This is a genomic window from Nonomuraea sp. ATR24 (genome assembly GCF_041950485.1).
GTDB lineage: Bacteria > Actinomycetota > Actinomycetes > Streptosporangiales > Streptosporangiaceae > Nonomuraea > Nonomuraea ceibae.
Genome location: NZ_JBGNUU010000005.1, coordinates 218,595 through 240,208, shown reverse-complemented (window position 1 = coordinate 240,208; position 21,614 = coordinate 218,595). Strand labels below are relative to the sequence as shown.

The 21,614-nt window shown below is 73.4% G+C and carries 22 protein-coding genes; 9 read left to right on the top strand and 13 right to left on the bottom strand.

The features are described 5' to 3' along the window. Positions 1-45 precede the first annotated feature (45 nt). From ACBI99_RS15335 to ACBI99_RS15295, 9 genes are all read right to left on the bottom strand, one after another. Positions 46-1,035: a GNAT family N-acetyltransferase gene (locus ACBI99_RS15335; protein WP_375072555.1), complete on the bottom strand. Its 990-nt coding sequence runs from the start codon at positions 1,033-1,035 to the stop codon at positions 46-48. A gap of 5 nt (positions 1,036-1,040) precedes the next feature. Continuing rightward, positions 1,041-1,961 carry a glycosyltransferase family 2 protein gene (locus ACBI99_RS15330; protein WP_357584627.1) on the bottom strand — a complete coding sequence of 307 codons (921 nt, stop codon included), beginning with the start codon at positions 1,959-1,961 and terminating at the stop codon, positions 1,041-1,043. Further along, on the bottom strand, positions 1,961-2,623 hold the full coding sequence (locus ACBI99_RS15325; RefSeq protein ID WP_357584626.1) for a polysaccharide deacetylase family protein: 663 nt from the start codon (positions 2,621-2,623) through the stop codon (positions 1,961-1,963). The genes ACBI99_RS15330 and ACBI99_RS15325 overlap by 1 nt, the downstream gene beginning before the upstream one ends. Before the next feature lie 75 nt (positions 2,624-2,698). Next, the gene (locus ACBI99_RS15320; protein ID WP_375072554.1) at positions 2,699-3,580 is read right to left on the bottom strand and encodes an NAD-dependent epimerase/dehydratase family protein; all 882 of its coding nucleotides are present in this window, start codon (positions 3,578-3,580) and stop codon (positions 2,699-2,701) included. Between the two features lie 12 nt (positions 3,581-3,592). Next, entirely contained in the window at positions 3,593-4,525 is a 933-nt protein-coding gene (locus ACBI99_RS15315; RefSeq protein ID WP_375072553.1) for a hypothetical protein, read from the bottom strand. Between the two features lie 21 nt (positions 4,526-4,546). Then, positions 4,547-5,593 (bottom strand): 2-oxoacid:ferredoxin oxidoreductase subunit beta, encoded by a 1,047-nt coding sequence (locus ACBI99_RS15310; protein ID WP_219504601.1) that lies wholly within the window; start codon positions 5,591-5,593, stop codon positions 4,547-4,549. Further along, positions 5,586-7,430, bottom strand: coding sequence for a 2-oxoacid:acceptor oxidoreductase subunit alpha (locus ACBI99_RS15305; protein ID WP_219504603.1), 1,845 nt, complete (start codon positions 7,428-7,430; stop codon positions 5,586-5,588). Before ACBI99_RS15305 ends, ACBI99_RS15310 begins: the two co-directional genes overlap by 8 nt. Positions 7,431-7,551: 121 nt before the next feature. Beyond that, positions 7,552-7,641, bottom strand: a complete 90-nt coding sequence (locus ACBI99_RS15300; RefSeq protein WP_357584620.1) for a putative leader peptide — start codon at positions 7,639-7,641, stop codon at positions 7,552-7,554. A gap of 33 nt (positions 7,642-7,674) precedes the next feature. Continuing rightward, positions 7,675-9,141 (bottom strand): polysaccharide deacetylase family protein, encoded by a 1,467-nt coding sequence (locus ACBI99_RS15295; RefSeq protein WP_375072552.1) that lies wholly within the window; start codon positions 9,139-9,141, stop codon positions 7,675-7,677. 84 nt (positions 9,142-9,225) lie between these two features. Here ACBI99_RS15295 and ACBI99_RS15290 point away from each other — a divergent pair, with 84 nt between their 5' ends. The 4 genes from ACBI99_RS15290 to nuoH are packed head-to-tail and all read left to right on the top strand — an operon-like array spanning position 9,226 to position 11,613. Then, entirely contained in the window at positions 9,226-9,597 is a 372-nt protein-coding gene (locus ACBI99_RS15290) for an NADH-quinone oxidoreductase subunit A (protein ID WP_375072551.1), read from the top strand. Positions 9,598-9,651: 54 nt separating this feature from the next. Then, positions 9,652-10,152: an NADH-quinone oxidoreductase subunit B gene (locus ACBI99_RS15285; RefSeq protein ID WP_219504707.1), complete on the top strand. Its 501-nt coding sequence runs from the start codon at positions 9,652-9,654 to the stop codon at positions 10,150-10,152. Then, a complete protein-coding gene (locus tag ACBI99_RS15280; RefSeq protein WP_219504609.1) occupies positions 10,149-10,679 on the top strand; it encodes an NADH-quinone oxidoreductase subunit C in 531 nt (176 codons plus the stop codon). The genes ACBI99_RS15285 and ACBI99_RS15280 overlap by 4 nt, the downstream gene beginning before the upstream one ends. Beyond that, positions 10,672-11,613 (top strand): NADH-quinone oxidoreductase subunit NuoH, encoded by a 942-nt coding sequence (gene nuoH / locus ACBI99_RS15275; protein WP_357584616.1) that lies wholly within the window; start codon positions 10,672-10,674, stop codon positions 11,611-11,613. Before ACBI99_RS15280 ends, nuoH begins: the two co-directional genes overlap by 8 nt. Before the next feature lie 227 nt (positions 11,614-11,840). Here nuoH and ACBI99_RS15270 read toward each other — a convergent pair whose 3' ends face one another. The 3 genes from ACBI99_RS15270 to ACBI99_RS15260 all read right to left on the bottom strand — a co-directional run bounded on the left by ACBI99_RS15270 (position 11,841) and on the right by ACBI99_RS15260 (position 17,242). Next, on the bottom strand, positions 11,841-12,860 hold the full coding sequence (locus tag ACBI99_RS15270) for an ABC transporter permease (RefSeq protein ID WP_375072550.1): 1,020 nt from the start codon (positions 12,858-12,860) through the stop codon (positions 11,841-11,843). 143 nt (positions 12,861-13,003) lie between these two features. Then, positions 13,004-13,921, bottom strand: coding sequence for a zinc-binding dehydrogenase (locus ACBI99_RS15265; RefSeq protein WP_219504614.1), 918 nt, complete (start codon positions 13,919-13,921; stop codon positions 13,004-13,006). A gap of 108 nt (positions 13,922-14,029) precedes the next feature. Then, complete coding sequence (locus tag ACBI99_RS15260; RefSeq protein WP_375072549.1) at positions 14,030-17,242, bottom strand: BTAD domain-containing putative transcriptional regulator; 3,213 nt, start codon at positions 17,240-17,242, stop codon at positions 14,030-14,032. Positions 17,243-17,359: 117 nt separating this feature from the next. Here ACBI99_RS15260 and ACBI99_RS15255 point away from each other — a divergent pair, with 117 nt between their 5' ends. From ACBI99_RS15255 to ACBI99_RS15235, 5 genes are all read left to right on the top strand, one after another. Next, the gene (locus ACBI99_RS15255) at positions 17,360-17,971 is read left to right on the top strand and encodes an NADPH-dependent FMN reductase (protein ID WP_219504619.1); all 612 of its coding nucleotides are present in this window, start codon (positions 17,360-17,362) and stop codon (positions 17,969-17,971) included. Further along, positions 17,952-18,956 (top strand): NADP-dependent oxidoreductase, encoded by a 1,005-nt coding sequence (locus ACBI99_RS15250; protein ID WP_357584607.1) that lies wholly within the window; start codon positions 17,952-17,954, stop codon positions 18,954-18,956. The genes ACBI99_RS15255 and ACBI99_RS15250 overlap by 20 nt, the downstream gene beginning before the upstream one ends. 86 nt (positions 18,957-19,042) lie before the next feature. After that, a complete protein-coding gene (locus tag ACBI99_RS15245) occupies positions 19,043-19,717 on the top strand; it encodes an NAD(P)H oxidoreductase (RefSeq protein WP_357584605.1) in 675 nt (224 codons plus the stop codon). A gap of 4 nt (positions 19,718-19,721) precedes the next feature. Then, the gene (locus ACBI99_RS15240) at positions 19,722-20,489 is read left to right on the top strand and encodes a GNAT family N-acetyltransferase (RefSeq protein ID WP_375072548.1); all 768 of its coding nucleotides are present in this window, start codon (positions 19,722-19,724) and stop codon (positions 20,487-20,489) included. A gap of 425 nt (positions 20,490-20,914) precedes the next feature. Then, the gene (locus ACBI99_RS15235) at positions 20,915-21,283 is read left to right on the top strand and encodes a sulfurtransferase TusA family protein (protein WP_375072547.1); all 369 of its coding nucleotides are present in this window, start codon (positions 20,915-20,917) and stop codon (positions 21,281-21,283) included. 38 nt (positions 21,284-21,321) lie between these two features. Here the strand turns inward: ACBI99_RS15235 and ACBI99_RS15230 are convergent, their stop codons facing one another. After that, the gene (locus tag ACBI99_RS15230) at positions 21,322-21,579 is read right to left on the bottom strand and encodes a VOC family protein (RefSeq protein ID WP_375072546.1); all 258 of its coding nucleotides are present in this window, start codon (positions 21,577-21,579) and stop codon (positions 21,322-21,324) included. Positions 21,580-21,614 lie beyond the last annotated feature (35 nt).

Here is a 21,614-nt window from a genome sequence, read left to right as displayed (position 1 = left end):
TTCCCCCCGCCTCCAACGGATATGTCGGGCATGCCGATTGGAACGTTACTGACCTGTCCGGGACCGGACACTTCTCACGAACGCCCGCGCCCGCGTCTCCGCCGACGCTGCCGCCCGGCGCACCGGGTTGCGCGTCACCACGCCCTGGCACACCTGCGTCTCGCCGGTCTTGGCCCGCCGCTTGTACTCGTCCTCGCCCCGGCCCAGGTCGATGCGCGTCACGCCGAGCGCCGGCGCGGCCGACACCAGCTCGCGCAGCAGCATCCAGCCGGGAGCCAGCCGGGCGAACTCCGGGTCGTACACCGGGAACCACCAGTGCAGCACCCCGCCCGCGCGCAGCCCGAAGTGCGCGGCCAGCAGCCGCGGCCCCGCGTGCAGCGTCGACAGCACGCCGCCGAACGACCGGTCGCGGGTGCGCAGCAGGCTCTCCAGCAGGCGCACCCGGTCCGGCTCTGCGAAGTGGTCCTTGGCCCCGGTGGCCGCGTACTGGGCCCGCTTCAGCGCGATCACCCGGGCCAGCGCGTCGGCGTCGGCCGACTCGGCCTCGAAGCGGACCTCGCCGTGCTCGCGCGCCGCCTTGCCGGCCCGGCGCCGGGCCTGAGCCATGTTGTCCCTGCCGCTGCGCGAGGCCCGGCCCAGGTAGCCGTCGAGCCCGCCGGTCACGTCCAGATACGGCGACGGCCTGCGCGAGATCACCCACGGCTCGAAGCCGGGCGCCCCGTCCACGAGGTGGTCGAACGCGTACGCCGCCGCCCCGCCCCCGAGCAGGTCCAGCGGCCGGAACGCGGCCCCGGCCGCCTGCACCGGGCCCTGGAAGTCCGCGCCCGGCCAGCCGACCGGCCGCAGCGTCCGGCCCTCCCGGTGGTGCGGCACCAGCACGCCGTCACCGACGGCGACCCGCACCTCCCGCCCGCTCGCGTGCACGGCGGCGGCGAAACCGGGGTGGAAGTAGGGGCTGTCCAGCGCCGGGTTGCCGGCGTGCAGGGCGTGCCAGGCGTCCAGCTCGGCCGTGCCGAGCCGGTCGAACGCCACCATCCGCATCACTGGGGCAGCGCCTTCGTCCGGCGCGACGGGCGCAGCAGCGCCATCACGGCCGCCCGCGCCGTGCGGCGGCCCGCCAGCGCCCGGACCGCCTCGCCCGCCAGCACCGCCGCGAAGTACGCCGCCCCGGCCACCACGCCGTTGCGCCGGCGATACAGCCGCACCTTGTTGACCACCAGCATCGCCGCCAGCATCGGGTTGACGCCGGAGTCGCCGCCGATGTGCTCGATCACCGACGCGGGTTCGTACCAGGTGCGCCAGCCCAGGTCGGCGGCCCGCAGGCAGTAGTCCGTCTCCTCGCTGTAGAGCAGGAACGACTCGTCCCACGGCCCCACCTCGCGCACCATCCGGGCCGAGAGCAGCATCGCCGCCCCCGTCACCCAGGCGAACGCCCCCGGGCGCGCGTAGTCGCGCGGGTCCGTCACCAGCTCGCCCAGCGAGCCCAGCCGCCCGGCCCGGTCGCCGCCGATCACCGCCTCGACGAGCGCCCGCGCCACCGTCGGCGCCCGCCGCAGCGACGGCTGCAGCGACCCGTCCGGATTGACCATGTACGGCGCCACGATGCCGGTCCGGGGCCCCGCCTGATGCTCGGCCAGGCACGCCACCAGCGGCGCGATCGCCCCGGGGCGCAGCCGGCAGTCCGGGTTGAGCACGTACACGGCGTCGAGCCCGTCCAGGTCGAGCGCCGCGATCCCGGCGTTGATCCCCGCCGCGTAACCGGCGTTGCGCCCGAGCTGCACCACCTTGACCGGAAGGTCGGCGCGGTCGGCGATGGCCGTGGAGCCGTCCTTGGAGGCGTTGTCCGCCACGACCACGTCGGCCAGCTCCACGCCCTCGGCCCCGGCGGGCAGTGACGCCAGGCAGCCTTCGAGCACGTCCGCGCTGTTGTAGGTGACGATCACCACGGCGACCCTGGGCATCAGCGCACCCGCTTGTACAGCCGCATGGCCAGCTTGGCCGCCCGGCGCGGCAGCGAGGGCCCGCCGCCGAGCACCCGGGAGATCCAGCCGCCGTCGAGGTCGCTGCGCAGGCTGTTGCGCGCCTGCAGCCAGGAGTCGGCGCGGGCCCGGCCGCCGTCGCTGGTGTAGGCCCGGGTGACGCCCGCCTGCCGCAGCCGCCGCAGCACGTCGCGGTCGTAGGAGCCGAACGGGATCGCCACCCGCGACACCGGCTCCCCGGTGAGCTGCCCGAGCAGCCGGTGCGCCGCCGACAGCTCCTCGGCCGCCTGCCGCGCGTCGAGCGTGCGCCAGTCGCGGTGCGCCCACCCGTGCGAGCCGATCCGCATGCCCGCCCCCAGCAGCTCGCGCACCCCTTCGGAGTCGAGCCTGCCCGGCTCGCCGAGCATCCCGGCCAGCACGAAGAACTCGGCCTTCAGCCCGCGCTCCACCAGCCGGGGCAGCGCGATCTCCACGTCGGAGGCGTTGCCGTCGTCGAACGTGACGCGCACGTCGGGCCGCCCGGCGACCGCGTCCATGACCTGCTCGAACTGCGCCACGCTCACCCAGGTCAGGTCCTCGCCCGGATCGAGTTCGCGGGGCGCCTCCCCGATCCCGTGCACGGTCAGGTTGGTTACCGCCCGCATCCCGCCCCCTGGTGAGAAAGCCGCCAGGAGTGATATCGCGGCCCTGATTAGACCGTTACAGGCGCCGGCGTGCCACTACAGGTGCTTGGCGTACCACGCGACCGTGCGGCGCAGCCCCTCCTCCAGCCCGGTCGACGGCCGCCAGCCGAGCACCCGCTCGGCGGGCCCGATGTCGGAGCGCTGCGTGCGGTCCAGCGGGCGCGCGTCCACCGCCCCGAACGCGAGCCGGGCCGGCCCGCCCACCACCCCGGCCAGCAGCTCCACGGTCTCGCGGACGGAGACGGGCTCGGCCGTGCCGATGTCGAGCACCTCCCCGGCCGCCTTCCCGCCCTCCCCGGCCAGCACGAATGCGTCCACCACGTCGTCCACGTACACCCAGGTCACCATCCTGGTCCCGGACGTCAGCCGGGGCTCCTCGCCGCGCAGCAGCGACAGCGTCACGTACGGCACCAGCCGCGCCGTGTCGGGCTGCCCGGGGCCGTACACCATCGCCACCCGCAGCACCGAGACCGGCAACTGCCACAGCGCGTGGAACATGCGGGCGTAGCCGGTCGCGGCGGCCTTGGCCGCGGCGTACGGCGAGCCGGGCGGCAGGCCGTCGCGCGGCTCCTCCACCGAGCCGGCGAGCACCACGCTGCGCACCGGCGTGCCGGTGAGCGCGGTCATCAGGTTCACGGCGGCGGTGACGTTGCCCGCCAGCGTGGGCGCCACCACGGCCGGGTCGCGCACGCCGGTGACCTCGCTCGCCAGGTGGAAGACGACCTCGGGCGCGACCTCGGCGACCAGCGCGGCGGTGGCGGCGGCGTCGCTCAGGTCGGCCCGGTGGGCGCGGGGCCCGTCCTGCGGGCGGCGGCTGACCGTGTGCACCCGCGCGCCGAGCCCGTCCAGCCGCCTGACCAGATGGGCGCCGATGAACCCGGTCGCCCCCGTGACGAGCACCCGCGTGTCCTGCCACATGTCGCTCTCCCGCTAGTCGTGTCGTTCCGGCTCCGGGATCGGCTCGCCGGTGTCGTGCCAGACGTTGCCCGAGCCGCTGACCAGCTCCGCGCGGGTGCTCAGCAGGACCGGGCAGTCGTGCGCGGAGCCGCGGCCGAACCGGTTGCCGGTGACGCGCTGCCCCTTGAGCGGGCGGCCGAGCGGCGTGTGGTCGATGTTGACCACGCACGCGCCGCCGTCGAGATAGTTGCCCTCCACCCGCAGGTCGTCGGCCGACGACTGGACGGCCGCGTTCGGGTCGGTGGTGGTGGACAGGTCGATGGTGTTGCGCACCAGCCTCACGCCGGTCTGCTCGGCGAACGCCTGGACGCCGTCGTTGTGCGTGGGGCCGCCGTCCTGGTCGGGGTCGCTGCCGAACCAGCTCAGGTCGTGGATGTAGGAGTCCTGGACGAGGGTGCCGGTGTGGGCCTTGACGCCGTCGACGGTGCCGGAGAACTCCGACCGGTAGATCTTCGTGCGGGCCGCCCAGACGCCGTCGATCGACGGTGACGGATGCGCCGCGCGGAACTCCGAGTCCTCGATCACCGTGTCGGCGGCGTGCTCGGTGTCGAGCAGCGGGCGGGTGCGGTCGGCGACGCCGCCGAGGAAGACGCAGTCGCGGAAGGTCACGCCGCGCGCCGTCACCTCGACGAAACCGCGGAACTCCCGGCCCTGGACGACCTCGCCGTCCGTGGCGAAGACCTGGTCGCCGGTGACGACGGTGAGCTTCGTGCCGGGCCGGACGCCGGTGGAGGCCGCGTCGGGGAACCCCGCCGGGACGGTGCGCACGGGATGCAGGGACGTGGGGCTCACGGGCGCTGGGCTCGGGGTGGCCTCACCCGAGGGCTCGCCGAGCCCCTGCGCGATCGTCACGGCGAGGGCCAGGGCGGCGACCGCGGCTATGACATACGACCACGTCTTCGCCACCCCGGCATCGTCGCGCAGGAATCAGCCGATGCGCCAGGTGTCGCCGCCCATGAGCAGCTCGCCCAGATCGCCCTGACCCTGCTGGGCCACCGCCTCGTCGAGCTGCTCGGACATCAGCACGTCGTAGGCGGGGCGGTCGACCTGACGGAAGATGCCCACCGGCACGTGCTCGAAGGCCGGCTCGTCCAGCCGCGACAGCGCGAACGCCACCGACGGGTCGGGGTGGTGCGCGTCGTGCACGAGGATCTGGTCCTCGGTCACGGTGTCGCGCGCGACCACCTCGATGCCGCCGTTGGCGCTCCTGACGACGGCCTTGGAGGCCGACACGATCGGCTGCCCGTGCTCCAGCCGCAGCGTGATGTCGTCGCGGATCTCCGGATCCTTGAGCTGCTCGAAGGCGTTGTCGTTGAAGATGTTGCAGTTCTGGTAGATCTCCACCAGCGAGGCGCCCCGGTGGGCGGTGGCCTCGCGCAGCACCGACTGCAGGTGCTTGCGGTCGGAGTCGATGGTGCGCGCCACGAAGCTCGCCTCGGCGCCCAGCGCCAGCGAGATCGGGTTGAACGGCTTGTCCAGCGACCCCATCGGCGTCGACTTGGTGATCTTGCCGACCTCGGACGTGGGGGAGTACTGGCCCTTCGTCAGGCCGTAGATCCTGTTGTTGAACAGCAGGATGTTGAGGTTGACGTTGCGCCGCAGGGCGTGGATCAGGTGGTTGCCGCCGATCGACAGCGCGTCGCCGTCACCCGTGATCACCCACACGCTCAGGTCGGGCCGGCTGGCCGCCAGCCCGGTCGCGATCGCCGGCGCGCGGCCGTGGATCGAGTGGACGCCGTAGGTGTTGAGGTAGTACGGGAAGCGCGACGAGCAGCCGATGCCGGAGACGAACACGATGTTCTCGCGCCTGAGCCCCAGCTCCGGCAGGAAGCTCTGCACGGCCGCCAGGATCGCGTAGTCGCCGCAGCCCGGGCACCAGCGCACCTCCTGGTCGGACTTGAAGTCCTTCAGGCCCTGCTTGGCGTCGGTCTTGGGGACGAGCGACAGGCCCTTCCCGTTGACAAGCTCAGTCACTGTCGATCACGTCCTGGATGACTCCGGCCAGCTCTTCCGCCTTGAACGGGAGCCCGCGCACGCGGTTGTAGCTGATGACGTCGACGAGGAAGCGGGCCCGGAGCAGCAGCGCGAGCTGGCCGAGGTTGATCTCGGGCAGCAGCACCTTGTCGTAGCTCTTGAGCACCTCGCCGGTGTTGGCGGGCAGCGGGTTGAGGTGGCGCAGGTGCGCCTGGGCGACCTTGCCGCCGCTCTTCCTGATGCGCCGCACGGCGGCGGCGATCGGGCCGTAGGTCGAGCCCCAGCCGATGACGAGCACCTTGGCGTCGCCGTCGGGGTCGTCGACCGCGAGCTCGGGCACGTCGATGCCGTCGATCTTGGCGGCCCGGGTGCGGACCATCAGGTCGTGGTTGTTGGGGTCGTAGGAGATGTTGCCGGTGCCGTCGGCCTTCTCGATGCCGCCGATCCGGTGCTCCAGGCCGGCGGTGCCGGGGATGGCCCAGGGGCGGGCCAGGGTCTCCGGGTCGCGCTTGAACGGCAGGAAGGCGCCGTCCTCGCCGTTGGGCTCGGTCGTGAACTCCTGCGAGATGTCGGGCAGCTCGGACACCTCGGGCAGCCGCCACGGCTCGGAGCCGTTGGCCAGGTAGCCGTCCGACAGCAGCATCACCGGGGTCCGGTACTTGACCGCGATCCGGGCGGCCTCGACGGCCGCGTCGAAGCAGTCGCTCGGCGACATCGGCGCCACGATCGGCAGCGGCGACTCGCCGTTGCGGCCGAACATGGCCATCAGCAGGTCGGTCTGCTCGGTCTTGGTCGGCATGCCGGTGCTCGGCCCGGCCCGCTGCACGTCGACGATGATCAGCGGCAGCTCGGTGGTGACCGCCAGGCCGACCGTCTCGGCCTTGAGCGCCACGCCAGGCCCGGACGTCGTGGTGACGCCCAGCGCGCCGCCGAACGCCGCGCCCAGCGCCGCGCCGACGCCCGCGATCTCGTCCTCCGCCTGGAAGGTGCGGATGCCGAACCGCTTGTGCTTGGACAGCTCGTGCAGGATGTCGCTGGCCGGGGTGATCGGGTAGGAGCCGAGGAACAGCGGCAGCTTGGACTGCACGCTCGCCGCGATCAGCCCGTAGGCCAGGGCCTGGTTGCCGGAGATGTTGCGATAGACGCCCGGCGCCAGCCTGGCCGGCTTGACCTCGTAGGAGACGGAGAACGACTCGGTGGTCTCGCCGTAGTTCCAGCCCGCCTGGAAGGCCGCGATGTTGGCCTTGGCCAGCTCCGGCTTCTTGGCGAACTTCTGCTCCAGGAACTTGATCGTCTGCTCGGTCGGCCGGTGGTAGAGCCACGACAGCAGGCCGAGGGCGAACATGTTCTTGGAGCGCTCGGCGTCCTTCTTGGACAGGTCGAAGCCCTCGAGCGCCTTGACCGTGAGCGACGTCAGCGGCACCGCGTGCAGCCGCCACTCGCCGAGCGAGTCGTCCTCCAGCGGGTTGGCCGCGTAGCCGACCTTCTGCAGGTTGCGCTTGGTGAACTCGTCGGTGTTGGCGATGATGTCGGCGCCCCTCGGCAGGTCGCCGAGGTTGGCCTTGAGCGCCGCCGGGTTCATCGCCACGAGCACGTTCGGCGCGTCGCCCGGCGTGAGGATGTCGTGGTCGGCGAAGTGGAGCTGGAAGCTCGACACGCCCGGCAGGGTGCCGGCGGGGGCGCGGATCTCCGCCGGGAAGTTGGGCAGCGTCGACAGGTCGTTGCCGAACTCGGCGGTGCCGGCGGTGAACCGGTCGCCCGTGAGCTGCATGCCGTCGCCGGAGTCTCCGGCGAACCTGATGATCACGCGATCGAGTTGCTGGACCTGCTTCGTCACAGCTCAGTCCTCCTCGACGCGCCGGGGCGCGGTCGCTTCTGGCGCGTTCTCTGTTCCATGCTAGATCCTCGGGAGGTCACGCGTTTGCCACCCGCGCGAAGCGGGTAGACGCGATGGGAATTCAGGGAGAGGTGGGAGAACGACGACACAGCCCTGACGCGAGCCTGCAGAGATCCACATGCAGACGTTCGAAGAGGACGGTTCGGGTCACAGCCGCCAACTATACGTCCCCCCGTCGGTTCTCCTACGTCAGGGGTTCCTTGCGTGAGGGCCCGATTCCCGACGTGTAGACGCGTCCAGCTTGCATGCCGGCCGTTCCGTACAACTCTGGAACGGTGACGAACGCGTATCCCTTCCCCTGAAGTTCTTCCAGGATGCCCGGTACGGCGTCGACGGCGGTGCGGTCGAGGTCGTGCATGAGCACGATCGCCCCCGGATGCGCCTGGCGGACCGTCCGCGCGGCGATCTCCGCGGGGTCGCCGCCCTGCCGGTCGCGGCTGTCGACGTCCCAGCCGACCAGCGACAGCTTCCGCTCGCGCGCCACGTTCCTGACGTCCAGGCTCACTTCCCCGTACGGCGCCCGCACCAGCGTGGGGCGCTGGCCGATGGCCGCGGCGACGGCGTCCCCCGCCCGGCCGAGCTGGTCGGCGATCTTGCTGGTGGGCAGCCTGGACAGGTCGCGGTGGTCCCACGTGTGGTTGCCGACCAGGTGCCCCTCGTCGCGCATGCGCCGCAGCAGCTCGGGCTCGGCGGCGACGCCGCTGCCGACGGGGAAGAACGTGGCTCTGGCGCCGGCCTCGCGCAGCACGTCGAGCAGCTCGGCGGTGTACGGCCCCGGCCCGTCGTCGAAGGTCAGCGCCACGCACTTGACCGCCGCGCAGTCCACGGTGCCGGCGCGGTCGCTGGCGGTGGCGGGCACCGACCGCTTGGGCGTGTAGGCGGCCCGCGCCACCTGCCGCGCGGACTCCCGTACGGACTGCTGGGCGCGCAGGCCCGTCGGCGACAGCAGTGGCGTGACCTTCGCGGCCGGGACGGCGACGGCGAGGCGGCCGAGCGAGCAGGGGCCGATCTGGCAGTCGTCGAACTCCACCACCAGGTCGCCGTCGGCGTTGAAGGCCATCGAGTCGAGCTTCCCGCGCTCGGCCGAGACCTGGTCACGGTCCACGTCCGGGCCGCGTTCCTTGAGGCCGTTCCTGACCAGGCGGGAGACCTCGCGCAGCGCGTCGGTCCCGGCCAGCAGCCCGGCCGAGCCGGTGGCGCGGCCGGTGTGGCGGTCGTACCAGAAGGTGCGGGTGGCGTTGCCCCAGTCGGCGCCCCGGTACTCGCCGGTGCGCAGCCGCACGCCCACCACGTCGCCGGCGGCGGCGAGCTGCCAGTCCACGTTCAGCTCCGGGCGGGGCAGGCTGTCGACGGCGGAGGTCGTGTCGTGGAAGTCGCGCAGCTCGCGCTCGGCCTCCTGGCGCAACAGCGCGTTGAGCCGCGCCGCGCCCGGGAGCTCCGGGTAGCTGATGTGCACGTGGCGTCCTGCGCTCTCGCCCTCCGTGAGCGTGCGCGGGGCCAGCCCGGCCACGGTCGCGGGGTCGACGAAGTCGATCCTGGTGGGCTCCGCGGGGACCGTGGCCTCCCGGTCGGGGGCGGCCGCGGCCATCCCGCATCCAGTGGCGGAGACGGCCAGCAGCGCGATCCCACCGAGCAATCGCAATCTGGGCATGCATGCACACTATGCGGCGGATCATACTGTTTGCCCTATTTTGGGGGGATGGGGCGTTAGCTTTGACTGGGTTACCATCGCGGAATGGACGGCTACTACGGGTCCTACCTGCTGGTCGCGGCGCTGCTCGCGATCGGGGTCGCGATCGTGGCCGGAGCCATGCTGATCAACCGCCTGCTCCGCCCCGCCCGGCCCACCGCCGACAAGCTCACCTCCTACGAGTGCGGCGTCGACCCCGTCGGCGAGGGCTGGGCCCAGTCGCAGGTCCGCTACTACGTCTTCACCTACCTGTACGTCGTCTTCGCCGTCGACGCGGTCTTCCTCTTCCCCTGGGCGACGATCTTCGACGCGCCCGGCTACGGCCTGACCACGCTGGCCGAGATGTTCGTCTTCCTCGGCTTCATCGCCCTCGGCATCCTCTACGCCTGGCGCAAGCGCGTCCTGACCTGGACATAGCTCTCGCCCCCGATCCGCGCAACAATGGCAGACATGGCAGCGACGGATCTTCCGATGCCCACGGTGGGGCCGATCTCCCGGCTGGCGCCCAAGCCGATGCGGTTCGTGCTCAACTGGGGACGGCGCTATTCGCTGTGGGTGTTCAACTTCGGGCTGGCGTGCTGCGCCATCGAGTTCATCGCCACCTCGATGAGCAGGCACGACTTCATCCGGTTCGGAGTGATCCCGTTCGCCAACGGGCCGCGCCAGGCCGACCTGATGATCGTCTCCGGCACCGTCACCGACAAGATGGCCCCGGCCGTCAAACGGCTCTACGAGCAGATGCCCGACCCCAAGTACGTGATCTCGTTCGGCGCCTGCTCCAACACCGGCGGCCCCTACTGGGACTCCTACTGCGTCACCAACGGCGTCGACCAGATCGTCCCCGTCGACGTCTACGTGCCCGGCTGCCCGCCCCGGCCCGAGGCGCTGCTCTACGGCATCATGAAGCTCCAGGAGAAGATCGCGGGCGAACGGCTCGGCGACCGCTACCTGCCCTCCGGGGAGGCGAGGTGACCCGTTTCGGCGAGCACGCCCAGGTCACCGACTCCTTCGGCGACACCGTCGTCGACGTCGCGCCCGGGGACTGGATCGCCCTGCTCACCCGGGTCCGCGACGAGCTGGGGTTCTCCTTCTTCGACTGGCTGACCGGCGTCGACGAGCCGCCCGACGAGTTCCACGTCGTGGCCCACGTCTACAACCCCGCCACCCGCGAACGGCTGCTGCTGCGCACCCGGGTGCCGCGCGCCGACCCGCGCCTGCCGACGGCCGTCGGCGTCTACCGGGGCGCCGACTGGCACGAGCGCGAGACGTACGAGATGTTCGGGGTGATCTTCGAAGGACACCCCCACCTGGTGCCGCTGCTGCTGCCCGACGGGTTCGAAGGGCATCCGCTGCGCAAGGACTTCATCCTGGCCGCCCGGGTCGCCAAGCAGTGGCCCGGCGCGAAGGAGCCGGGCGAGTCCGGCCACGGCGCCCCGAGCCGCCGCAAGACGCTGCCGCCGGGAGTCCCGGCCGACTGGGGGGCGACGCCCGATGCTTGACGTGGTGCTGCACTTCGCCGTCATCCTCATCGCCTTCCTCGCGCTGCCGCTGATCGTCGGGCAGACCGAGCACAAGGTCATGGCGCACATGCAGTCGCGGCTCGGCCCCATGTACGCGGGCGGCTTCCACGGCTGGGCGCAGCTCATCGCCGACGGCGTCAAGTTCATGCAGAAGGAGGACGTCATCCCGGCCGCCGCCGACCGGCGGGTGTTCATGATCGCGCCCGGGGTGGCGCTGGTGCCCTACCTGCTGGTGCTGATCGCGATCCCGTTCGACGACGGGTTCGTGGGCGTCGACCTGGACCTTGGGCTGTTCTTCGTGCTCGCGGTCATGGGCGTCGGCGTGCTCGGCGCGATCATGGCGGGCTGGGCGTCGGCCAACAAGTACTCGGTGCTCGGCGGCATGCGCGCCGCCGCCCAGCTCGTCGCGTACGAGCTGCCGCTGGTGCTGGCCGCCTCCTCCGTGGCGATGGCGGCGGGCACGCTGTCGCTGCCGGGCATCGTCGAGGCGTGGCAGTGGTGGTGGCTGCCGTGGCAGGCCGTCGGCGGCGTGGTGTTCTTCCTGGCGGGGCTGGCCGAGCTGCGCAGGCCGCCGTTCGACATGCCGATCGCCGAGTCCGAGATCATCATGGGGCCGATGACCGAATACACCGGCATGCGGTTCGCGCTGTTCATGCTGGCCGAGTACGCCGGGATCGTGGTGCTGTCGTTCCTGACGGCCGTGCTGTTCCTCGGCGGCTGGCACGGGCCGCTGCTGCCCGGCTGGGCGTGGACGCTGGTCAAGATGTTCCTGCTGGCGTTCGTGGTGATCTGGCTGCGGGTGACGTTCCCCCGCCTGCGCGAGGACCAGTTGCAGAAGCTCGCCTGGGCCGTGCTGGTGCCCCTGGCGCTGCTCCAGCTCGCCCTCACCGGCGTGGTCAAGGTCCTGATCTGAAACTTCCGGCTCCTCCCGTACGTCGTGAGGGTGGGGGTGATCAAGCGTGCGGTTGACCCTGCACGGGCGGCGGCAGCGCCCGCTCACGGAGCTGACCTGGGACGGAATACCTCGTCTCGGTCGGCGGCTACGTCGCCTGGCGGGCCGCGGCGACGGTCTTCAGGGCGGTGGTGGACCACTTCGAGGTGACATGGCTGGGGATGGCGCTCAGCCCGGCGCTGCCCTGATCACCGCCCGCCCGGGTGCCGGTGCCGCCACGTCCAGAACACCGCGCACGACACCGCCGCCCACCCGGCCAGCACCAGGAACGGCAGCGGGTGCTGGTGCCCGCCGAAGTAGACCGCCGTGTGCTGGGCGTTCACCGACGCGCCCGGCGGCAGCCAGCGCCCGATCGCGCCGAACGGCGACGGCAGCAGCGGCCACGACACCGCCCCGCCCGACGACGGGTTCCCGATCAGCACCATCACGCCCCACGTGGGCACCATCGCCCACCGGCCCATGAGCGTGTTGAACATGGTGAACACCATCCCGGAGGTGAACATCGTCAACGCCAGGATCAGCCACGACTCCACGAAAGGCAGCGACAGCGCCCCCAGCAGCCAGTCCACGACGGCCGCGATCGCGAACCCGCCCGCCAGCGCGTAGGCGGCGGTGAAGCCGATCCGCTCCAGCGGCTTGAGCCCCCGCGCGTGCACGCTGAGCTGGATCGCCCCCACGAACCCGATGATCACCGCCGCCAGCGAGATGTAGAACAGCGCCAGCCCGCGCGGATCGCCCCGCTGGAGCGGCTTGACGTCCCGCACCGTCACCGCCACGCCGATCCGCGCCCCCACCCTCGGCGCCGCCTCCGCCAGCAACTGCGCCACCGACGCGCCCGCCGCGCCGGCCACGTCCAGCCACGCCCGGTCCCCGTACACGCGCACGACGCCGAACACCCGCTGCTCCTCCACGGCCCGCGCCGCCCCCGCGTACGTGGAGAACTCCCGCAGGTCGAGCGCCGCGTCCAGAGCCCCGTCCATCCCCGCCACGAACGCCGCCCGCTTCACCGCGTCACCCGTGCCGACGACCGCGACCGGGATTCGGTGCGGCGCCGGCCTGGCCATCGCGTACGTGTACGAGCCCGCGAACAGGCCCGCCGCGGCGGCCAGGATGAACACCAGCACGGTCGCGGGCAGGAACGGCGAGTTGACGAACGCCGACCACAGCTCCCGCACCCCTCGCGGGTCGCGGGGCATCTTCGTGGACATCACCTGATCGCATACCCGCAGCCCGACCGGCCCGGACGCGCCAGGCCGTCAAGGATGCGTCAACCTAGCAGGGTGAGTCAATCCGGCAGGGACCTAGCAGGGTGAGTCAATCCGGCAGGGTGCGTCAACCTCTTGGGGATGCGTCAACCCCGCAGGTCCAGCACTGCCTTGCCCGCGACGCGCCGGCCGACCAGCGCGTCCGCAGCCTCCAGCGCCCGCTCCCACGGCCCCCGCCAGCCGACCTGCGCGTCCAGCTCGCCCCGCGCCAGCAGCCCGACCAGGTACGCCAGGTCGTCCCCCAGCGGCGTGGCCAGGTTGAACGTCTCCAACCGGCCCCGGTCCACCCGGGTCCGCGCCTCCTCGAAGTCGATCAGCGTCGGCTCCCGCGAGGCCATCCCGACGGCCTGGACGACGCCGCCGTCCGCCAGCCGGTTGAACGCCTCGGCGAGCTGCTGCCCGCCGACGTTGTCCACCACGCCGTGCACCCGTCCGGCCATCGCCGCCGGCCCCACGACGATCTCGGCCGCCCCGAGCTCGCGCAGCCCCTCCCCGCGGGCCGGGCTGCCCACCGACGCCACCACGCTCGCGCCCGCCCGCGCGGCGAGCTGCACCGCGTACCGGCCCACGCCGCCGGAGGCGCCCGTGACGAGCACCCGCCGCCCGACCAGCGGCCCGAGCAGCCGCACCGCCTGCAGCGCGGTCACCCCGGCCACCGGGAGCGCGGCCGCCGTCCCCAGGTCGACACCGTCCGGCACCACGGCCAGCTCATCGGTGTCCACCGCCCGCAACTCCGCCCAGGCGCCCGACCAGCCGAACGTGACCACGGGCGTGCCGGCGGGCGGCCCCGACCCGTCGGCGGCCGGCCGCACCACCACCCCGGCGGCGTCCCACCCGGAGACGTGCCCTGGCCGCCCGTCGGCCGGCCGGAAGGCGATCTCGCCGTAGTTGAACGAGACCGCCGCGACCTCCACCAGCGCCTGCCGGGGCGTCGGCTCGGGATCGGGCGCCTGCCCCAGGGAAAGCCGGTGGGGCGCCGCCGGGTCGTAGACGAGGGCTCGCATCGTCGCTCCTTCTCACGTGCCGCAGCGGCCGTGCTTCGCCGGCCGTGCCGCGTCGGCCGCGTTCTCTCGGCCGGGTTTCATCGACGCGACGAGCCTCTCGTCCGGCCCTCACGAACCGCTGACGGTCCGCGCACGCTCCTGGACGCGGGCGGCGATCCTGTCGACGTCGCCGCGCTCGGCCGCCGGGAGCGGCGCGCCCACCGACTCCCTCAGCGCGGCCGCCTCCGCCAGCAGCCGCGCCGCCTCCTCGTACGCGCCCTCCAGCGCCGCCACCCCGGCCAGCCCCTCCTGGGCCAGCGCGATCGCCCTCGGATCGCCGCCCTCCCGCGCCGCCGCGAGCCCCCGGCGGTGGTACGCCCCGGCCGCCTCCGCGTCGCCCCGCAGCTCGGCCACGAACCCCAGCTCCGCCATCAGCAGCGTCAGCCCGTAGAACGGCACCCCGTAGTCGGCCTCCAGCCGCAGGTTCCAGGCCAGCGACTCCTCGAAGAGCCGCTGCGCGCCGTCCAGATCACCGGCCCGCCGCGCCACCAGCCCCAGCCCCACCCGGGCGAACTCCTCGGCGAACCGGTTCGACTGCTCGCCCGCCAGCCGCATCCCCCGCTCGTGGAACTCCCGGGACCGCGCGAGGTCACCGGTCAGCAGCGCGACCCGGCCCAGACTGGACAGCCGGTACGACACGTCCGTCCACAGCCGCAGGTCCTCCGCCACCCGCAGCCCCTCCCGGTGCAGGCGGCCCGCCTCCGCGTAGTCACCGGCGATCTCCGCCACATACCCCAGCATGTCGGCCGCCTGCAGCCGCCCCCAGCCGTCGCCCAGCTCGGTGAACAGCTCCAGGCTCCGGCTCCCGTCCCGCCCGGCGGCGGCGAAGTCCCCCTGGAACACCGCCTGCTTGGCGCGCAACGCCAGCGCCGCCGCCTCGCCCCACCGGTCGTCCAGGGCCCGGAACTCCGTCAGCACCTCGCCCAGCAGCGGCCCGGCCGCCGCCACGTCGCCGAAGTTCAGGTGCGCCAGCGCCAGGAACCACCGCTTCCTGGGGTCGCGGGTCCGCGCCAGCGCGGCCCGGCTGCGCGCCGCCAGCCCGGCGCCGTCGCCGGTCAGCAGGGCGAACCCGGCTTCCCACGCCGCCGTCCGCTCGTCCGCCACCCTGGACAGCGCCCGATGCGCCTCCGTGTGCCGCCCGCGCAGGTACCAGTACCAGGCCAGCGCGTCGGCCAGCCGCGCCCCGCCATCGCCATCGCCCTTGCCCCCGCCCTTGCCCGGGCCCTCGCCCGCGCCGCCGCCCCCGCCCTTGCCCGCGCCCTCGATTCGGGAGTCCAGTACGGCCCGCAGGTTGACGACCTCGTCGTCCAGCCGCCGCAGCCACCTGCGCTGCCCGTGCCCGTACAGCTGTGGCGCCGCCCGCTCGGCCAGCTCCACGTAGTAGCCGTCACGCCGCGCCCACACGGGATCGTCGGCGGCGAGCCGTTCCAGGCAGTAGGCGGCGACCGACTCCAGCAGCCGGTAGCGCGTCTCGCCCGACGGCCGCTCCTCGGCCACGACCATCGACCGGTTGACGAGCTGCACCAGCACGTCCGGCACGTCCTCGACGTCCAGCCCCGGCCCCGCGCACACGGCCTCGGCCGCCTCCAGCAGGCAGCCGCCCGGGTGCGCCGCCAGCCGGCACAGCGCGAGCCGCTGCCTCTCGCCGAGCTGCTCCCAGCTCCAGTCGATCACCGCGCGGAGCGTCCGCTGCCGGGCCGGCAGCCCGCGCCCGGCGGCGGCCAGCACCCGGAACCGGTCGTCCAGCCGTTCCTCCAGCCGCTCGGCCAGCCCGCGCACGCCGAGCGCCCGCACCCGGGTCGCGGCCAGCTCCAGCGCCAGCGGCAGCCCGTCGAGCCGCCTGCAGATCGCCGCCACCCACTTCTCGTTCCCCGCGTCGAGCGTGAACCCCGGCGCCGCCGCCGCGGCCCGCGCCACGAACAGCCGGACCGCGGCCGACTCCCGCACCGCACCGCCGTCCGGCGGCAGGTCGAGCGGGGCCACCGCCTGCACCACCTCGCCGGGCACGGCCAGCGGCTCCTGGCTCGTGGCCAGCACCCGCACCTCCGACGCCGCGCCGAGCAGCAGCCCGGCCAGCTCGGCGACCTGATCCACCAGGTGCTCGCAGTTGTCCAGCACCAGCAGCGTCCGCATCCCCCGCAACGCCCCGGCAACCCGCCGCACCAGCCCCCCGCGGGCCTCGCCCGGTGCGGCGGGGCGCGGGTCGGCCGTGGCCTCGTCCCGTGCGGTGGGGCTGGGGTTGATCGGGGGCTCGTCGTGGATGCTCAGGGTGGTCGCCAGCACCTCGGCCACGGCCTCCGTCCCGCCGGAGACCCCGGCGAGCTCGACCAGCCACACCCCGTCGGGGAACGCGCCTGTCACCGTCGCGGCGGTGGCCAGCGCGAGGCGCGTCTTGCCGACCCCGCCCGGCCCGGTCAGCGTGACCAGCCGGGCCTCGCGCAGCAGCCCCGCCGCCGCGTTCACCTCGTCGTCACGTCCCACCAGCTCCGTCAGCGGGACGGGCAGGTTCGAGCGGGGCCGCGCCGCCGAGGTCGCGGGCGCCGGGGCGGCGGCCAGCGCCGGATCCTGCCGCAGCATCGCCTGGTGCAGCGCCGCCAGCTCCGGGCTCGGGTCCAGCCCCAGCTCCTCGTCCAGCACCCGGCGCAGCTCCCCGAACCCCGCCAGCGCCTCGCCCTGCCGCCCCGCCCGGTACAGCGCCCGCAGGTGCGCCGCCCGCAGCCGCTCGCGCAGCGGATGCTCCGCCACCAGCCCGGCCAGCTCGTCCGCGAGCAGGCTGTGCTCGCCGAGCTCAAGCCGGGCCTCGGCCTGCTCCTCGACGGCCGTAAGCCGCTGCTCGTCCAGCCGCCCGGCCGCCACCCTGGCGAACTCCTCGTCCCGGAAGTCCGCGTACGCCGGTCCCCGCCACAGCGCCAGCGCGTCGGACAGCAGGTCGGCCCTGGTCCGCGCGTCACCGGCGGCCCGCGCCCGGCTCACCAGCTCGGCGAACCGCAACGCGTCCACCGACCGGGTGCCGAGCGCGTACCCGGCGGGCTGGTAGGAGACCAGCTCGCGGCCTCCCGGCTCGGCCTGCTCCAGCGCCCGCCTGAGCTGCGAGACCTTGGTCTGCAACGTGTTGCCGGGATTGCCCGGCGGGTTCTCGCCCCACAGGTCGTCGGCCAGCCGGTCGGCCGGCACCGGGCGCCCCTCGTGGACCAGCAGGTCGGCGAGGAGCGCGCGTACCTTCAGCTCCGGCACCCGGACCTGCCGTCCGTCCGCCGCCCACACCGCAAGCGGACCAAGCACCCCGAACTCCATCAGACCACGCTATTACAGCAGGCAGGGCCCCGATCCCGGTGAGCCCCCAGCGGACCCCCAGCGGACCCGCAGTGAACCGTGCGCGCCGGCTCGCACAGTAGGGCCATGAACATCCGGATGGCGATCGTCATCGGCGGCGTCGGGCCCGACCGGTTCGGCCCGGCCGCGGCCGACTGGCTGACCTGCCGGGCGGGCCTGCGCAAGCACCCGCCCGGGGACCAGGCAGCCGCCCCGGCCGTAGTTATGGGCGTGGACGTCGACGTGGACGTCCTCGACCTCGCCGAGGCGTGGCTGCCGCCGGTCCCGTGCGAGCGGCCCTCCGTGGCGCCGCCCGCCGTGCGGGACCTGGCGCCGTGGCTGGCGTCGGCGGACGCGTTCGTGATCGTCACCCCGGAGCACAACCACAGCTTCCCGGCCTCGCTCAAGAACGCCGTCGACTGGTACCGGGACGAGTGGCGGGCCAAGCCCGTCGCGTTCGTCTCGTACGGGGACGACGGCGGTGGGACTGCGGCTGTGGAGCAGCTCCGCCCGGTGTTCGCCGCGCTCGACGCGGTCACCGTCAGCGGCGGGCTCGCCTTCCGCCACGGCAGGCCGCCTCCCGTCGCAGCCGCCGAACACCTGCTCGACCGGCTTCTCTGGTGGGCCCGCGCGCTGCGGGCCGCCCGCGACACCCTTCCCATGAACTGGAGATATCACCATGTCCCTCGTCAACCGTGAGATCCGCCTGGCCGCCCGTCCCGTCGGCGAGCCCGTCCTCTCCGACTTCGAGCTGGCCCGTACCGAGGTGCCCGACCTGGCCGACGGGCAGATCCTGGTGCGCAACACCTGGATGTCCGTCGACCCGTACATGCGTGGCCGGATGGACGACGCCGAGTCGTACATCCCGCCGTTCGAGCTCGGCGCGCCCATGGACGGGGCGGCCGTCGGCGAGGTCGTCGCCTCCCGCTCCGCGGACGTCCCGATCGGCGCGACCGTCGTGCACTTCCTCGGCTGGCGCGAGTACGCGATCATGGACGCCGCCGCCGCGACCGTCGCCGACACGACGCTCGCCCCGGCGCAGGCGTACCTGGGGGCGCTCGGCACGACCGGGCTGACCGCGTACGCCGCCCTGACCGAGATCGCCCCCGTCCGGGAGGGCGACGTGGTGTTCGTCTCCGCCGCTGCGGGGGCCGTCGGCACCGTCGCCGGGCAACTCGCCCGCAAGCTCGGCGCCTCCCGCGTGATCGGCTCGGCGGGCGGGCCGGAGAAGACGGCCAAGCTCGTGTCGTCCTTCGGGTACGACGCCGCGATCGACTACCGGGCCGGGTCCGTGGCCGCCCAGCTCGCCGAGGCCGCGCCTGACGGCATCGACGTGTACGTGGACAACGTGGGCGGCGACCACCTGGTGGCGGCCATCGACGCGCTCCGCGAGGGCGGCCGGATCGCCATGGTCGGCGCGATCAGCGCCTACAACGCCACCGAGCCCGTCCCCGGGCCGCGCAACCTGTTCAGCCTGGCGGCCAAGAACGCGACGTTGCGCGGCATCCTCATCAGCTCCTACCTGCACCTGTTCCCCGAGTGGATCGGCAAGGCGGCCGGCTGGCTGGCCGACGGCTCGCTCCACACCGAAGAGACCGTGGTCGAGGGGCTGGCGGAGGCGCCGGAGGCGTTCCTGGCGATGATGCGCGGCGCCAACACCGGAAAGATGCTGGTGAAGCTCTGATGCCCGCCCCAACCGCGCCGGCCTCTTCGGTGCCGACTCCTCCGGAAGCTGCGCCGACCTCGTCGGAAGCTGCGCCGACTCCTTCCGTGACTGCTGCGCCGATCTCGTCGGAGGTGCCGGAGGCCCGGCCCGCCGGTGCGCCGCGTGCGCTGCTCGTGGTGGCGCACCCGCGCGCCACCTCGCTCACCGCGCGCGCCGCCGGGCGGGCGCGGGCCCGCCTGGAACGGGACGGGTACGAGGTCGACCTGCTCGACCTGTACGCGGAGGGCTTCGACCCCCGCATGCCCGTCGAGGACGAGCCCGACTGGAACGACCGCGGCAAGACGTACACCCCGGACACCGAGGCGCACATGCGCCGGATCGAGGCGGCCGACACCATCGTGGTGGTGTTCCCCGTCTGGTGGTTCAGCCTGCCGGCGATGCTCAAGGGCTGGATCGACCGGGTGTGGAACTACGGCTTCGCGTACGGCGTCCGCCCCCCGGGCCGCCTGGCCGGCAAACGGATGACCTGGATCGGCCTGGCCGGCTACTCCGAGGAGCACTTCACCTCGGCAGGCTGGGACAAACTGCTCACCCAGCAGCTGGCCCAGGGCATCTCCGCCTTCTGCGGCATCCCGGACGCGTCCGTACACCTCGTCTACGCCACCGTCCCGGACGCCGCCGCCGACGACGCCCACGTGAGCCGGATCCTCGACGAGGCCGAGGCGGCCGTGGCCGCTGGAAATCAGGTTGCCGCCGCCGACGCCCTCCTGCTGAAGTGAGCGGATGGATCGTGACGAAACGCTCGCCCTGTTCGACCGCGAACTCCGGCAGGGCGCGCAACCGGACGGCCCCGGCAGCCGCGTGGAGCGGATCGGCGGCGTGATCCGGACGACCGGAGACGCCTGGAACGGCATCATCTGGTCAGACCTGGACACCTCCACCGCGGATGCCACGATCGCGGCCCAGCTCCGGTACTTCGCCGAGCTGGGCCGTCCGTTCGAGTGGAAGCTCTACGACTACGACCGTCCCGCCGACCTCGCGGACCGGCTTCTGACAGCCGGGCTGACCGCCGAGCCGCCGGAGGCGCTCATGGTCGCCCGCGTCGCGGACCTGCCGGATGCCACCGTCCCCGACGGCATCCACCTGCGTCCCGTGACCCGCCCGGACGACGTTGCTCTGATGGCCACCGTGCACGACCAGGCGTTCGGCACCGACTCGGCGCGCCTCATGGCGAGCCTGACCGCGCAGCTCGCCGACGAGCCGGACCGGGTCTTCGCCGTCCTCGCCATGGCCGGCGACACCCCGGTCAGCGCCGCCCGCCTCGAACTGAACCCCGGCACCCACTTCGCCGGCCTCTGGGGCGGGGGCACGGTCGAAGCCTGGCGCGGGCGCGGCATCTACCGGTCGCTCATCGCCTACCGCGCCGCCATCGCGACCGAACGCGGCTACGAGTACCTCCAGGTGGACGCCTCCGACGACAGCCGCCCCATCCTGCAACGCCTCGGCTTCCACCACCTGGCCACCACCACCCCGTACACCTGGCACCCCTGACGCCCCGCCCACCGCTCACGCCCCGCCCACCGCTCACGCCCCGCCCACCGCTCACGCCCCGCCCACCGCTCACGCCCCGCCCACCGCTCACGCCCCGCCCACCGCTCACGCCCCGCCCACCGCTCACGCGTCGGTCACCGCACCGCCCGCACTCACACCCGTAGTCCAGCACCCGCGCGGCGACGCATCCGCACCCCCGCATCCGCACCCCCGCATCCGCACCCCCGCATCCGCACCCGCACGCCGCGACGCACCCCCGCCAGCCACGTGGGGCCACCGGGACCGGGTACGTGATCACAATGGCCCAGCACCCGCCAGCGCTACGCGGGGACGGACGGCGGTGGGCCGGGCGGCGACGGCTTGACGGGCGGCGGCAGGATGGAACCCAGCAGGGCAGAATCGGTGCCGGTACGAAAAGGGGCCCCATGACCGAAAGCGGCATGAACGACACCCCCATGAACGACGACGCCCCGGCCGGCGGCGACGACGCCAGGGTGAGCGGCGGCGGTGAGTCCCAGCCCGGACCGGTGGTGCTGGACGGCGGTGACCGCCGCTGCGTCCAACTGCTGATCGAGCTGCGCCGCCTGGTGACCGACCTGCCGTCCGGCACCGTCGTCCACTTGATCGCCACGGATCCGGCCGCGCCGATCGACCTGCCCGCCTGGTGCCACCTGACCGGCCACCACTACCTCGGCCCCGTCCCCCGCAACGACCGCCCCACGTACGCCGTCAGCGTCCAGGCCGACGCCCGCCGCACCGACCCGCAGGCCCCCTGGCACTCGACCCCCTCCTGACCGACCCCCTTCTGACCGGCCCATCGGTCGGTACGAGGTCAGTCGGCCTGCGCCGCAAGCGAGGCGTACAGGTCGACCCCGCCCCCGTCCGGGTCGGCCACCGTGGCGTACCGCATCCCCCAGAACGCGTCGAACGGCTCGGCGATCCCCTGGTAACCGGCCCCGACCAGCTCGGCGTACTTGGCGTCGACCTCGGCGGGCGAATCGAACTCGAAGCACAGCAGCGTACGCGGCCCGCCCTCCGGAGCCCTCCAGCCCGGCAGGAACGGCGTACGGAACCCTTCCGTGTCGAGCATCACGTGCAGCCCGCCGGGCAGGTCGCACCCGGCAT